We start from the raw sequence: 13,804 nt of genomic DNA, 5'->3' as shown, positions 1-13,804 counted from the left end.
GTGCGATCTCACCGGTGCGAGTCGCCCAGGACGACGCCTTCGCGACGTGGATCCGTGCCGCCGATCCACCCGGTGCCATCCAGGTGCAGGGCGCTGAGGCCGCTGGATTGCGGCGCCACCGAGACCTGATGGCCCATTTCACGCAAGCGCCGCACCAGCGGGTCGTGATCGCCGTTGTCGGTGGCGTCGACGGCGGGGTGTTCGCCGCCGACGCCGGTGACCGGGCCGTTTCCCGCGCCGAACGCGACCGCCGAGACGGCCTGCTGCGGGTCGAGCCCCCAATCCAGCATGCCGACCAGTGTTTTCACCACGAATTGGATGATGACGGGGCCGCCGGGGGAGCCGGTGAGGTAGGTGAGATCGCCGCGTGATCCGTCGGGTGCTCGGTCGAAGACCAGGGTGGGGCTCATCGAACTGCGCGGACGCTTATTCGGCTGCAATCGGTTGGCGACCGGAATGCCGTCCGGGCCGAGGGGATCGGCCGCGAAGTCGGTGAGCTGATTGTTGAGCACGAATCCGTCGACCATGTGGAATGAGCCGAAGGCGGATTCGACAGTGGTCGTCATGGCGGCGGCGTTGCCGTACCGGTCGACCACGGAGATATGGCTGGTGCCGTGCTCGGGCGGCTGCGGGCCGACGCCGAGGGGAATCGGTCCGAGATCGCCGGGCTGGGCCGTGCCCATACTGCGACCGGGGTCGATAAGTCCCGACCGTTGTCGCAGATAGTCCGGGTCGACCAGCGACTTGGCCGAATTACCCGGCAGCGGAACGAAATCGGTATCGGCGACGTATTTGTTGCGGTCCGCGTACGCCAGCCGCTCCGCCTCGGAGATCAGGTGTACCGCTTCGGCCCTCGGCTTGCCGCCGTTCGCGTCGACAGCATCGGGTTTCAGCGCGGCGAGATCGAAATTCTCCAGGATGCCGAGTGTCGCCGCGACGGTGCTGCCGCCGGAGGAGGGCGCGGGCATACCGCAGACCTCCCGCCCCCGGTAGCCGGTGCACAGCGCGGTCCGCTTCTTCGGCTGATATCCGGCGAGATCGGCCGCGGTGATCCGGCCGGGGGTGCGTCCGCCCGCGTCGGAGCCGACGGCGGCGACGATATCCTCGGCGACGGCTCCGGTGTAGAAGACGTGCGCGCCCTCGGAGGCGATGGCGCTCAACGTCTTCGACATCGCCGGATTCGTCAGCATGGTGTCGGCGGTTTTCGGGGTGCCGTCGGGGTTCAGGAAATAGGCCTTCGCCGCCTCGTCGCCGGCGAGATCGCGGGCCGATTCGGCGATCTGACCGGCCAGCCTGGCGCTGATCGGGAAACCGCGGTCGGCCAGCCCGATGGCGGGGTCGAACAGTTCGCGCCAGCCGAGTCGGCCGTGTTCCCGATGTGTCTGCTCGAGCATGCGCAATACCCCCGGCACGCCGATCGACCGGCCGCTCGCCCGGGTATTCGGCGTCGGCGCGGTGCGGTCCGCATCGCTGATCCAGCGCAGGTAGTTCTCGGTGGCCGCGGCCGGAGCGGTTTCACGCCCGTCGTAGGCCTCGACCGTCCTGCTCGCGGCATCGTAATAGAGCAGGAACGATCCGCCGCCGATTCCCGATGCCTGCGGTTCCACCAGTCCGAGCACCGTTTGCGCGGCGATGAGCGCGTCCGCCGCGGTGCCGCCGTCACGCAGGACTTCGCAGGCGGCCTTGGTCGATACCGGATTGGCCGTGGAGACCGCGAAACCGCGGGTGCGCACCGCGGTCATCCCGGTCCGGTAGCCGGAGGCGATTTCGGGGTTGCCGCTGGGATTCGTCGAGGTCATCGGGCCGCTCGACGCCGTAACCGGTGTGCCGTTGGGAGTCGCCACGCATTCGGCGGCGGATTCGTCGTCGGCGGCACAACCGCTCAGCAGTCCCGCGGTGAGCAACGCCGCCGCCGCCATACCGGTCCAGCCGTACCGTGCTCGAATCATCCCCTGACTGTATCTCCGGATATCCCGTAGGCGCGGGTGATCGCTTGGTACGGATTCGTTGCGGGGGTCGAATGATTCTGTACGTCACCGCTTTTCATCCTTCTGTGCACGGCCGACCGGGGGCGGGTATGCGCTGGTCGAGCGCGGGCGTCGAGGCCGAGATTTTCGCAAATTGTGAGCTGGATCACAGACTGTCGGACTATCATGTCCGGATGCGGGATGTGAATTAGCGTTCCGTCTCGTGCGTCCGGAAGGGGCGTGGCTCGAACTGGGAGTTGCCCGTGGTTACTTTCGTCGATTCTGTTCGATTCGATCCGATGCCGTCGAGGCGGATGCCCGAGCCCGTGCGCGAGGCTCGCGAAGCCGCGCTGGGCCTGGCCGGATTCGGAATTCTCTACCCGGTGGTGCTCGGGTTGACAGTCGGTGGTGAAACCGCCGTGACGGGGGCGCTGCGATTCGCGCCGAGTCTGTTACTCGGACTGCTCGCCCTCGGCTTCGGCGCCGGCGGATCGCGCGTGCGCAATGGTGCGCTCGTGCTGGCCGCGCTCCAGATCCTGGTCGGCGTGCGTATGCTCGGCGCCGCCGACGTCGGCGTGGTCGCCGTGCTCACGGTCTGCTACGCGTGGGGCGCCTCGGCGATGCTGATCTACCTGCTGCGGCAGCCGCGAGCGCGGGAGTGGTTCGCCGACGGGCAAGCCTGACTCGTCTCGTCCGCCGGTCCCGATCGGCCGGGCCACGCGGCGTCGGCGCTGTCCGCCGCCGACGCCGGGGCTGTCGGACCGCGTCGATAGGCTTGTCCGGTGGCAGATCCAGCGACGTACCGTCCCGCGCCGGGCACGATTCCGGTGGAACCGGGCGTCTACAAGTTCCGGGACACGCACGGGCGGGTCATCTATGTCGGCAAGGCGAAGAGTCTGCGCGGCAGGCTGAATTCGTATTTCGCCGATGTGGCGTCGCTGCATCCGCGGACCAGGCAGATGGTCACCACCGCGGCAGGTGTCGAATGGACGGTCGTCTCCACCGAGGTGGAGGCGCTGCAGCTGGAATACAACTGGATCAAGGAATTCGATCCGCGATTCAACGTCCGATACCGGGACGACAAGTCCTACCCGGTGCTCGCGGTGACCCTGGACGAGGAGTATCCGCGGCTGTTCGTCTACCGCGGGGCCAGGAAGAAGGGCGTGCGCTATTTCGGGCCGTACGCGCACGCCTGGGCCATCAGGGAAACCCTCGATCTGCTGCTGCGGGTCTTCCCGGCCCGCACCTGTTCGAACGGAGTCTTCAAGCGGCACAACCAGATCGGTCGTCCCTGTCTGCTCGGATATATCGATAAGTGTTCCGCGCCGTGTATCGACAGAGTCAGCGCCGCGCAGCACCGCCGCATCGTCGACGACTTCTGCGACTTCCTCGCGGGACGCACCGACAAGATGGTGCGGGAACTCGAGCGCCGCATGCACGAGGCAGCCGAGGATCTGGATTTCGAGACCGCCGCGCGGTTGCGCGACGACGTGCAGGCACTGCGCCGGGCGCTGGAGAAACAGGCGGTGGTGCTCGGCACGGGCACCGACGCCGACGTGATCGCCTTCGCCGCCGACGAATTGGAGGTCGCGGTCCAGATCTTCCACGTCCGCGACGGCCGGGTGCGCGGTCAGCGCGGCTGGGTGGTGGACAAATCCGGTGACGCCATCGATTCTCCGGAAGCCGGCGGCGAGACATCCGCGCTGGTCGAACAATTCCTCACCCAGTTCTACGGCGAGCAGGCCTCCTACGCCGATCAGAGCCCCGAAGAGCAACTCGCGACGGTGGTGCCCCGCGAGGTGCTCGTTCCCGATCTGCCCATCGACGCCGAGCAGATCCAGGAGTGGCTGGCCAGGTTGCGCGGTTCGGCGGTGACATTGCGGGTGCCCCAGCGCGGGGACAAGAAGGCGCTCGCCGACACCGTGCAACGCAACGCGAAGGAGGCGCTGGCCCAGCACAAACTCAAACGCGCCGGTGATCTGACCTCCAGGTCTGCCGCGCTGCAGGATATTCAGGACGCGCTCGAACTCGACAGCGCGCCGCTGCGGATCGAATGCGTGGATATCAGCCATGTGCAGGGCACCGATGTGGTGGCCTCGCTCGTCGTCTTCGAAGACGGACTTGCGCGCAAATCCGAATACCGCCACTACGCCATCAAGGAAGCTGCGGGCGAGGGCCGCTCCGACGATGTGGGCAGCATCGCGGAGGTGACCCGCCGCCGCTTCGCCCGCCTGCGCCGCGAGCGCGACGTGGTGGAGCGCGGTGAACTCGATGCCGACGCCGCCGCCCCCACCGTGGAGGAGAGCGAGGGGCTCACCTCCCGTCCGGGAATCGATCCCACCACCGGCCGTCCCCGTAAATTCGCCTACCCGCCCAACCTGTACGTCGTCGACGGCGGCGCACCCCAGGTCGCCGCCGCCGCCGAGGTGCTCGACGAACTCGGCATCACCGATGTCGCGGTGATCGGCCTGGCCAAAAGGCTGGAGGAGGTGTGGGTGCCGGGTGAGTCCGATCCGGTCATCATGCCGCGCAACAGCGAGGCGCTGTTCCTGCTGCAACGGGTCCGCGACGAGGCGCACCGTTTCGCCATCACCTTCCATCGCAGCAAACGCTCACGCCGGATGACCGCCTCGGCGCTCGACTCGGTGCGTGGTCTCGGCGCGGCGCGCCGGACCGCGCTCGTCACCCATTTCGGATCGGTGGCCAAGCTGAAGGAGGCGACGGTGGAGCAGATCACCGAGGTACCGGGCATCGGTGTAGCAACCGCCAAGGCCGTGCTCGCCGCGCTACGGCAGGCGTAGCAGGCGCATCGGCGCACCCGCGGCCCCGGTTTCGCGTACGTTATGTGTCTGCGCCCGATACCGGAACACCGGTGCGGGATGATCGAGAGGCCCCCGAAACACAGATCCGGTAGGACATGACACGCGTCGAATCGAACAGTAGTGCGGGCAATCCGCGGCAGAGCGCGGGCAGCCGGTTCCAAGAGCAGGTCGAGGTCGTCATCGTTACCGGTTTGTCCGGTGCGGGCCGTGGTACTGCCGCGCGGGTGCTCGAGGACCTGGGCTGGTATGTCACCGATAATCTGCCACCCGAGTTGTTCGGCCGCATGGTCGAACTCGGTGTCTCGGCCGAGCCACCCATCACGCGGTTGGCATTGGTCATGGACGTGCGCAGCAGATTCTTCACCGATGACCTCACGGGGGTGATCGAGCAGTTGCGCGCCCTGGGCGTGCGCACGAGGGTGCTGTTCCTCGAAGCCTCCGACGATGTGCTGATCCGTCGTTTCGGTTTCGCCCGGCGGCGTCATCCGCTGCAGAGCGACAGCGCCGACGGTACGTTATCGGCGGGCATCGCGGCGGAACGGATCCGGCTCTCCCCGGTCAAAACCGCCGCCGACCTGGTGATCGACACCACAGAGCTATCGATCCACCAGTTGCACAGGAAGATGGAGGAGGCATACGGCGGTGGTACGCCCGCCGCCCTGCAGTTGACCGTGCAATCGTTCGGTTTCAAGTACGGGGTTCCTTTGGACGCCGACATGGTGTTGGATGTGCGTTTTCTACCCAATCCACATTGGATTCCGGAACTCCGGGAACATTCGGGACAGGAGACGGTGGTCAGCGACTACGTGCTGTCGCGTCCCGGCGCGGCCGACTATCTGCGTACCTGCCACCACCTGGTCGATCTGACGACGAATGGTTACCGCCAAGAGGGGAAGCGATACATGACGGTGGCAGTGGGCTGCACCGGAGGCAAACACCGCAGCGTGGCGATAGCCGAAGCGCTGGGGGAGTCGATCGGCGCGGAATCGGACGGTTCCGCGGATGTGGTCCGGATCGTGCATCGGGATCTGGGGCGCGAATGACAGGGTGGGAATCGAATCCCGCCATCGTTGCGCTCGGTGGCGGGCACGGCCTGTACGCGACGCTGACCGCGGTACGCCGGTTGACGCGGAAGATCTGCGCCGTGGTCACGGTCGCCGACGACGGCGGCTCCTCGGGCAGGCTACGCGCCGAACTCGGCGTCATACCGCCGGGAGATCTGCGGATGGCGCTGGCGGCGCTCGCCGAGGATCCCGACGGCGTGTGGACCAAGACCGTCCAGCATCGTTTCGGCGGCACCGGCGCGCTGGCGGGGCACTCGGTCGGTAACCTGATCGTCGCCGGACTCACCGAAGTGCTCGGCGATCCGGTCGCCGCGCTCGATGAGGTCGCCAAGATGTTGCGAATCACCGGGCGAGTGCTGCCCATGTCGCCCATCGCGCTCGATATCGAGGCCGATGTCTCGGGGCTGGAAGCCGATCCGCGCGTGAGCCGCTGCATTCGTGGGCAGGTCGCCGTCGCGACCACCCCCGGCAAGGTGCGCAGGGTCCGGCTGATTCCGTCGGATCCGCCCGCGAGCGCGGAGGCGACCTCGGCCATCGAGCACGCCGATGTGGTTGTGCTCGGACCGGGTTCGTGGTTCACCAGTGTGATTCCGCATGTGCTCGTACCAGAATTGCGCGATGCCCTGTTGTACACGCGAGCGCGGAAAGTTCTCGTACTCAATCTCGCCGCCGAGCCGGGCGAGACGGCGGGGTTCTCCGCCGAACGGCATCTGCATGTATTGTCCCAGCACGCACCGGAATTCGTGGTCGACGAGGTTCTCGTCGACGCGGGGAGCGTGCCGGAGGGCCGGGAACGCGAACATGTGGCCAGGGCTGCCGAACAGTTGCGGGCACGGGTAACCTTCTCCGATGTCGCCGAAGCGGGGACGGCCCGGCACAACTCCGGAAAGCTCGCCGCCGCACTGGATCAGCTGATCCGGCAACCTCGGCCGCAAATGGCAGGGCTTCGAGTCGAGGGACGGCACATGGGCGCGGATGTGCGGTCCGGGTTGGGTGGAAAGGAGCGCGTCTCGTGGCGATGACAGCCGAAGTGAAAGACGAGCTGAGCAGGCTCACGGTGTCGCAGGTGAGTTCCCGCAAGGCGGAATTGTCCGCCCTGCTGAGGTTCGCCGGCGGCCTGCATATCGTCGGTGGGCGGGTGATCGTCGAGGCCGAGGTGGATATGGGTTCCATCGCGCGACGGCTACGCCGGGAGATCTTCGAGCTGTACGGCTACGGCTCCGACGTGCACGTACTCGGCGCGGGCGGACTGCGAAAGACATCGCGGTACGTGGTGCGGGTGTCGAAGGAGGGCGAGGCGCTCGCGCGTCAGACCGGCCTGCTCGATGTGCGCGGCCGTCCGGTGCGCGGACTGCCCGCCCAGGTGGTCGGCGGCAGCATCGCCGACGCCGAAGCCGCTTGGCGCGGCGCGTTTCTCGCGCACGGCTCGCTCACCGAGCCCGGCCGGTCCTCGGCACTCGAGGTGAGCTGCCCCGGTCCGGAGGCGGCGCTGGCGCTGGTCGGCGCGGCGCGCAGACTCGGCATCACGGCCAAGGCCCGCGAGGTGCGCGGCACCGACCGCGTCGTGGTCCGCGACGGTGAGGCGATCGGGGCACTGCTGACCAGAATGGGCGCGCAGGACACCCGGCTCACCTGGGAGGAGCGCCGGATGCGGCGCGAGGTGAGGGCGACGGCGAACCGGCTGGCCAATTTCGACGACGCGAATCTGCGCCGCTCGGCCCGTGCCGCGGTCGCCGCGGCGGCCAGGGTGGAACGCGCGCTGGAAATTCTCGGCGACGATGTGCCCGACCATCTGGCCGCCGCGGGCAAGTTGCGCGTGCAGCACCGGCAGGCCTCGTTGGAGGAATTGGGCCAGCTGGCCGATCCGCCGATGACGAAAGACGCTGTGGCCGGTCGGATCAGACGGCTGCTGTCGATGGCGGACCGGCGTGCCAAGGAATTGGGCATTCCCGATACCGAATCCGCTGTCACCGCCGAACTACTCGACGAGGCCTAGCTCCCCCGTACGGTGCTTCACGAATTCCACGGCCCCGGCTCGTTCAGGGGCATTACGGAATGCTGAAGCCCGTCCCTGCCGCGATCGCCCCCGGCCCGGGCCGGGGGCACGGGGGTTGCGGAGGGCGAGATCACGACGTCGTACGAGCTCACGAATGCCAGGTGCGTGTCGGCGAGATCAGCGCAGGGCATTAGGGTGGGTTGGCATCGGAATGAATCCGCTTGAAAGCTGAGGAGCGATAACGTGACTGTCCGGGTAGGCATCAACGGCTTCGGTCGTATCGGACGTAACTTCTTCCGGGCGGTGGAGGCGCAGAAGGCGCTCGGCACCACCGACATCGAGATCGTCGCGGTCAATGACCTCACCGATAACGCGACCCTCGCCACGCTGCTCAAGTACGACTCGATCCTCGGCCGCCTGCCGCAGGACGTGTCGCTGGACGGCGATGACACCATCGTGGTCGGCGACCAGCGGATCAAGGCGCTGGCGATCAAGGAAGGCCCGGCTGCGCTGCCGTGGGGCGATCTCGGCGTCGACGTGGTCGTCGAGTCGACCGGCATCTTCACCGACGCCACCAAGGCCAAGGGCCACCTCGCCGCGGGCGCCAAGAAGGTCATCATCTCCGCCCCCGCGAAGGGCGAGGATCTGACCGTGGTCCTCGGCGTCAACGATCACCAGTACGACGGCAGCCAGAACATCATCTCCAACGCCTCGTGCACCACCAACTGCCTCGGCCCGCTGGCCAAGGTCCTGAACGACGAATTCGGCATCGAGCGTGGCCTGATGACCACGATCCACGCCTACACCCAGGACCAGAACCTGCAGGACGCCCCGCACAGCGACCTGCGTCGCGCCCGCGCGGCGGCTCTCAACATCGTGCCGACCGGCACCGGCGCCGCCAAGGCCATCGGCCTTGTGCTCCCGGAGTTGCAGGGCAAGCTCGACGGCTACGCCCTGCGCGTGCCGGTCCCGACGGGCTCGGTCACCGACCTGACCGCGACGCTGCGCAAGTCGGCCACCATCGACGAGATCAACGCCGCGTACAAGGCCGCCGCCGATGGCCCGCTCAAGGGCATCCTGAAGTACAACGTGGATCCGATCGTGTCCAGCGACATCGTCACCGATCCGCACTCGTCGATCTACGACGCGCCGCTGACCAAGGTCATCGACGACCAGGTCAAGGTCGTCTCCTGGTACGACAACGAGTGGGGTTACTCCAACCGTCTCGCCGATCTCATCGGCCTCGTCGGCAAGTCGCTCTGACATATGAGCGTCAAGACACTCCAGGATCTGCTGGCCGAGGGTGTCGAGGGTCGGGGCGTGCTCGTGCGCTCCGACCTGAACGTCCCCCTCGACGACAACGGGCAGATCACCGACCCCGGGCGCATCATCGCGTCGGTTCCGACCCTGAAGGCGCTGGTCGAGGCCGGCGCGAAGGTGGTCGTCACCGCGCATCTCGGTCGCCCGAAGGGGGAGCCCGATCCGAAGTTCTCGCTGGCGCCGGTCGCGGTGAAACTGGCGGAACTGCTCGGCCGCAATGTCCAGCTGGCCGGTGACGTCGTCGGGTACGACGCGCTGTCGCGGTCGGAGGGCCTCACCGACGGTGATGTACTCCTGCTGGAGAACGTGCGATTCGATCCGCGCGAAACCAGCAAGGACGACGGCGAGCGGGCCAAGCTGGCCGCCGCGCTCGTCGAGCTGGTCGGCGAGGACGGCGCGTTCGTCTCCGACGGTTTCGGCGTGGTGCACCGCAAGCAGGCGTCGGTATTCGACGTGGCCGCGCTGCTGCCGCATTACGCGGGCACGCTGGTCGCGGCCGAGGTCGAGGTGCTCGGCAAGCTCACCGAGGACGCGCGGCGTCCGTACGCCGTCGTGCTCGGCGGTTCCAAGGTCTCGGACAAGCTCGCCGTCATCGAGGCACTCGCCCCCAAGGTCGACACCCTGGTGATCGGCGGCGGCATGTGCTTCACCTTCCTCGCCGCGCAGGGCCTTCCGGTCGGCACCTCGCTGTTGCAGGAGGAGATGATCGACACCTGCAAAGAGCTACTCGACCGCTACGCCGACGTCATCCATCTGCCGCGCGATATCGTGGTGGCCGACGGATTCGCCGCCGACGCGGAGTCGAAAGTGGTGCAGGCCAACGAGATTCCGGACGGTTGGATGGGTCTGGATATCGGCCCCGAATCGGTCCACCGGTTCGCCGCGCTGCTGACCGAGGCGAAGACGGTGTTCTGGAACGGTCCGATGGGCGTGTTCGAGTTCGAGAAATTCGCCGCAGGCACCCGCGGCGTCGCCGAGGCGATCGTGATCGCGACGGGTAAGGGCGCGTTCACCGTGGTCGGCGGCGGCGATTCGGCCGCGGCCGTGCGCACCCTCGGCCTGCCCGATGACGGGTTCTCGCATATCTCCACCGGCGGCGGCGCCTCCCTGGAATACCTCGAGGGTAAGGAACTCCCCGGCATCGCAGTGCTGGAGGGTTGAGTCATGGCACGTAAACCGCTCATCGCGGGCAACTGGAAGATGAACCTCAATCACCTCGAGGCCATCGCTCTGGTACAGAAGATCGCGTTCGCGCTGCCGGAGAAGTATTTCGCCAAGGTCGACGTGACGGTCATTCCGCCGTTCGTCGACCTGCGCAGCGTGCAGACTCTCGTCGAGGGTGACAAACTGCTGCTCACCTATGGTGCGCAGGATGTCTCCACGCACGACGAGGGCGCCTACACCGGCGAGATCAGCGGCAGCATGCTCGCCAAACTGGGGTGCAGCTTCGCGGTGGTCGGCCATTCGGAGCGGCGGCAGTACCACAACGAGGACGACGCCACCGTGCTCGCCAAGGCCAAGCAGGCGCTGAAGTACGGGATCACCCCGATCGTGTGCATCGGCGAGGGCCTGAACGTCCGGGAGGCGGGCACGCATGTCGAGTACAACCTCGAACAGCTGCGTGGTTCGCTGAAAGGTTTGACGGCGGAGGAGATATCGAAGATCGTCATCGCCTACGAACCGGTCTGGGCGATCGGCACCGGGAAGGTCGCGACCCCCGCCGACGCACAGGAAGTCTGCGGCGCGATCCGCAAGGAGCTGGCCGAATTGGCCTCGCCCGAGGTCGCCGCGGACGTCAGGGTGCTCTACGGCGGTTCGGTGAACGCCAAGAACGTCGGCGAATTGGTCGGTCAGGCCGATATCGACGGCGCGCTGGTCGGCGGCGCTTCGCTGAAGGGGGACGAATTCGCCACCCTGTCGGCCATCGCCGCGGGCGGTCCGCTGCCGTAGGTCGACGAGATCATCTGTCGTGAGGTCCCGCCGGTTCTCGAACCGGCGGGACCTCACGCATCGGTGGGGCGTCGTCGCGAAGGGTTATTCCGCGCGCAGGGCGAGGCCGTAGCCGTTCTCGTTGTTCAGGGTGAGGGTGTCGGCGTCGATGGCGGCGGTCGTCGTCCCGTCCAGCGCCTTCAGCACGGCGGCCTCGACTTCCATGACCTCCGGCGGGCAGGCCATCTTCGTGGTGGCGAGCCGGAAGGTGATCGGTGAGCCCGTTGGGTCGACTTCCGCGGTGCCCGTCATCCTGTTGCAGCCCGATGTGCCGGAGACCGAACCGTCCTCGGCGATCACCAGGGTCGGCCGGATGTCGGCGAGGGTACGCGAGGTGGTGCGGGCACCCCGGGTGATGATTTCGGCCACTACCCATTCGGTGCCCTTCAACGGTTTGTCGGGTTCGGCGACCTTCCTGTCGACCAGGATGACGGTCCGCTCCCGGCCGCGCAGCGTGAGGGTCGTGCCGTCGAGCCGCCACGTGGGAGCCGAGGTCAACAGGGTGTTCATCCACTGGTCCGAACCGGCTCGCGGTTCCGCGCAGCCGATCAGAGTGCTCGCGAGATCGCCGACGCGCAGGGTGTCGCCGTCGATGGTCACCGATCCGGAGACGGTATTGCAGCCCGCATAGCCGGTGAGGCGGTTGTCGCCGAAGGTGAGCCTCAGCGGTCCGTCGCCCGGAATCGGCGTGCCCTCCACGGTCGTCGAGACGTAGGTATGTCCCATGGGCGTGGCCGCAAGGGCCGCCGTGGTCGGTGCGGTCGCCGTGGTCGACGCAACCGACGTCGATGGTGCGGACGAGGAGTCGTCGTCCGAGCAGGCGACCGCCCCGAGCGCGGCGAGCAGCAGCAGTGGCGCCAGACGAGCGAAGGATGCCGACATGCGCCGATGGTAGCCACGCCGCGCTCGGCGCAGAAGTCGCCGCACCCGCTGCGCCGCCGGTGTTCGGGGTCGCTCAGCGCTCGCCTGGCGGATAACGGTGGTCCGGGCAGGGATAGGCTGTGGCGAGTGACCACCGCCGACGCGACGAGCCCGCTATCGACGTGGGCGCCGCTGCGATCGCCGATCTTCCGGGCGCTGTGGATCGCGCAGTTGGTCTCGAACCTCGGCACTTGGATGCAGACCGTCGGCGCGCAGTGGATCCTGGTCGACGGACCGAATGCCGCGGCGCTGGTGGCCTTCGTGCAGACCGCCATCACCCTGCCGGTGATGCTGCTGTCCATCCCCTCCGGGGTGATCGCGGATCTCGTCGACCGGCGCAGACTGCTCCTGGGCGCGCAATCGACGATGGCGGTTCTCGCCACGGCACTCGCGGTTTCCACGGCCACCGGGCACACCACGCCCGCCGTCTTGCTCACCCTGCTGTTCCTGCTCGGATGCGGGCAGGCGCTCACCGCACCCGCGTGGCAGGCGATTCAACCGGAACTCGTTGTGCGCGAGCAGATTCCGGCGGTGGCCGCGCTGGGCAGTATGAACATCAATATCGGGCGTGCGGTCGGGCCAGCGATCGCGGGCGTGCTCGTATCGGTCTCGGGGCCGACCCTGGTCTTCGCGTTGAACGCGGTCTCCTTCGGCGGCATCGTCGCGGTGCTGCTGTTCTGGCGGCGGCCCGCGATGGATCGCACCTTGCCCAGTGAGCGGCCGTTGGCCGCCCTGCAGGCTGGGACCCGGTTCATCCGGGCCGCCCCGGCGATCCGGCGGGTGTTGCTGCGCTCGGTCCTGTTCATCGCACCCGCCAGCGCGCTGTGGGCATTGCTGCCCGTGGTCGCGCGTGACGAACTCGGGCTCTCCTCCTCCGGATACGGGCTGATGCTCGGTGCGCTCGGGATCGGCGCGGTACTCGGCGCGTTGTCGCTCGCGCGTATCCGGGCCGCGTTCACCCCCACCCAGCGACTCACCGCGGCCGCGGTCCTCTTCGGCGTGGCGACCGCGGGTGCCGCGCTGCTGCATTCGGCGCCGCTGGTGCTCGTGCTGCTGATCGGCGCGGGTCTGGCCTGGTTGATGGCGATGGCGACATTGAATTCCACCATGCAACTGCTGTTGCCCGCGTGGGTGCGGGCGCGCGGACTCTCCGTCTACCTGCTGGTGTTCATGGGCGGCCAGGCCATCGGCTCGCTGGTGTGGGGGCTGGTCGCGGGGGCGCTCGGTCCGGTCTCGGCGTTGCTGATCGCCGCGGGGCTGCTCGCCTGTAGTGCGCTGAGCAGCGTCTGGTTGCCGATCCGGCACAATGCCGAGGAATTGGATCTGACGCCGTCGGCGTTCTGGCCGGAGCCGCAGGTGGTGGTGGAGCCGGATCCGGAAGACGGACCGATCCTGGTATTGCGCACCTACGAGGTGCCCGCCGAGACGGCCGAGGAATTCCTCGCCGCGATGGCCTTCGTCGGCCGGTCCCGCCAGCGCACCGGGGCGATGGAATGGCGGCTGTATCGCGATCTCGGCGCGCTGGATCGGTACGTGGAAGCGTTCGTCGTGCGCTCCTGGGCCGAGCATATGCACCAGCATCAGGTGCGGCTGACCGCGCAGGATCAGCTCAGGGAACGGGAGGTGCTGCGGTTCACGGTCGGCGAGGAGAAAACCACCCATCTGGTCGCCGTCGAGCCCTATCGGCCTCCGGGCCGGGGCCATTAGGCGCTGGGCAAACGCACC

11 protein-coding genes are annotated in these 13,804 nt (G+C 67.7%); 9 read left to right on the top strand and 2 right to left on the bottom strand.

Annotation, left to right across the window (positions count from 1 at the left end; genetic code table 11):
- Window positions 1–8: 8 nt before the first annotated feature.
- Entirely contained in the window at window positions 9–1,919 is a 1,911-nt protein-coding gene (locus ABZS43_RS09640; RefSeq protein ID WP_355035512.1) for a gamma-glutamyltransferase family protein, read from the bottom strand.
- A 362-nt stretch (window positions 1,920–2,281) separates the two neighbouring features.
- Here ABZS43_RS09640 and ABZS43_RS09635 point away from each other — a divergent pair, with 362 nt between their 5' ends.
- The 8 genes from ABZS43_RS09635 to tpiA all read left to right on the top strand — a co-directional run bounded on the left by ABZS43_RS09635 (window position 2,282) and on the right by tpiA (window position 11,119).
- Window positions 2,282–2,650: a hypothetical protein gene (locus tag ABZS43_RS09635; protein ID WP_355035400.1), complete on the top strand. Its 369-nt coding sequence runs from the start codon at window positions 2,282–2,284 to the stop codon at window positions 2,648–2,650.
- Between the two features lie 99 nt (window positions 2,651–2,749).
- Entirely contained in the window at window positions 2,750–4,768 is a 2,019-nt protein-coding gene (uvrC, locus tag ABZS43_RS09630; protein ID WP_355035399.1) for an excinuclease ABC subunit UvrC, read from the top strand.
- Between the two features lie 116 nt (window positions 4,769–4,884).
- Window positions 4,885–5,832 (top strand): RNase adapter RapZ, encoded by a 948-nt coding sequence (gene rapZ, locus ABZS43_RS09625; RefSeq protein ID WP_355035398.1) that lies wholly within the window; start codon window positions 4,885–4,887, stop codon window positions 5,830–5,832.
- On the top strand, window positions 5,829–6,875 hold the full coding sequence (gene yvcK / locus ABZS43_RS09620; RefSeq protein ID WP_355035397.1) for a uridine diphosphate-N-acetylglucosamine-binding protein YvcK: 1,047 nt from the start codon (window positions 5,829–5,831) through the stop codon (window positions 6,873–6,875). Before rapZ ends, yvcK begins: the two co-directional genes overlap by 4 nt.
- Window positions 6,872–7,849 carry a DNA-binding protein WhiA gene (gene whiA / locus ABZS43_RS09615; RefSeq protein ID WP_355035511.1) on the top strand — a complete coding sequence of 326 codons (978 nt, stop codon included), beginning with the start codon at window positions 6,872–6,874 and terminating at the stop codon, window positions 7,847–7,849. Before yvcK ends, whiA begins: the two co-directional genes overlap by 4 nt.
- 243 nt (window positions 7,850–8,092) lie before the next feature.
- Window positions 8,093–9,112, top strand: coding sequence for a type I glyceraldehyde-3-phosphate dehydrogenase (gene gap / locus ABZS43_RS09610; RefSeq protein ID WP_355035396.1), 1,020 nt, complete (start codon window positions 8,093–8,095; stop codon window positions 9,110–9,112).
- Window positions 9,113–9,115: 3 nt separating this feature from the next.
- The gene (locus ABZS43_RS09605) at window positions 9,116–10,330 is read left to right on the top strand and encodes a phosphoglycerate kinase (protein ID WP_355035395.1); all 1,215 of its coding nucleotides are present in this window, start codon (window positions 9,116–9,118) and stop codon (window positions 10,328–10,330) included.
- A 3-nt stretch (window positions 10,331–10,333) separates the two neighbouring features.
- Entirely contained in the window at window positions 10,334–11,119 is a 786-nt protein-coding gene (gene tpiA / locus ABZS43_RS09600) for a triose-phosphate isomerase (protein ID WP_355035394.1), read from the top strand.
- Window positions 11,120–11,203: 84 nt separating this feature from the next.
- Here tpiA and ABZS43_RS09595 read toward each other — a convergent pair whose 3' ends face one another.
- Entirely contained in the window at window positions 11,204–12,040 is an 837-nt protein-coding gene (locus tag ABZS43_RS09595; RefSeq protein ID WP_355035393.1) for an META domain-containing protein, read from the bottom strand.
- 126 nt (window positions 12,041–12,166) lie between these two features.
- Between ABZS43_RS09595 and ABZS43_RS09590 the strand changes: the two genes are divergently transcribed.
- Window positions 12,167–13,786 carry an MFS transporter gene (locus ABZS43_RS09590; RefSeq protein WP_355035392.1) on the top strand — a complete coding sequence of 540 codons (1,620 nt, stop codon included), beginning with the start codon at window positions 12,167–12,169 and terminating at the stop codon, window positions 13,784–13,786.
- Window positions 13,787–13,804 lie beyond the last annotated feature (18 nt).

Origin of the sequence: Nocardia sp. NPDC005366 (assembly GCF_040606855.1) — a bacterium.
Taxonomy (GTDB): Bacteria; Actinomycetota; Actinomycetes; order Mycobacteriales; family Mycobacteriaceae; genus Nocardia.
Note: the sequence above shows the minus strand (reverse complement) of the source record. Positions and strands in the feature narration are given on the sequence as shown.

Excerpts from the sequence above, each read along its gene's own strand:
- whiA (WP_355035511.1), top strand. The coding sequence starts at position 6,872 with ATGACAGCCGAAGTGAAAGACGAGCTGAGCAGGCTCACGGTGTCGCAG.
- ABZS43_RS09595 (WP_355035393.1), bottom strand. The coding sequence starts at position 12,040 with ATGTCGGCATCCTTCGCTCGTCTGGCGCCACTGCTGCTGCTCGCCGCG.
- yvcK (WP_355035397.1), top strand. The coding sequence starts at position 5,829 with ATGACAGGGTGGGAATCGAATCCCGCCATCGTTGCGCTCGGTGGCGGG.
- ABZS43_RS09640 (WP_355035512.1), bottom strand. The coding sequence starts at position 1,919 with ATGGCGGCGGCGGCGTTGCTCACCGCGGGACTGCTGAGCGGTTGTGCC.
- rapZ (WP_355035398.1), top strand. The coding sequence starts at position 4,885 with ATGACACGCGTCGAATCGAACAGTAGTGCGGGCAATCCGCGGCAGAGC.
- ABZS43_RS09605 (WP_355035395.1), top strand. The coding sequence starts at position 9,116 with ATGAGCGTCAAGACACTCCAGGATCTGCTGGCCGAGGGTGTCGAGGGT.
- ABZS43_RS09635 (WP_355035400.1), top strand. The coding sequence starts at position 2,282 with ATGCCCGAGCCCGTGCGCGAGGCTCGCGAAGCCGCGCTGGGCCTGGCC.
- tpiA (WP_355035394.1), top strand. The coding sequence starts at position 10,334 with ATGGCACGTAAACCGCTCATCGCGGGCAACTGGAAGATGAACCTCAAT.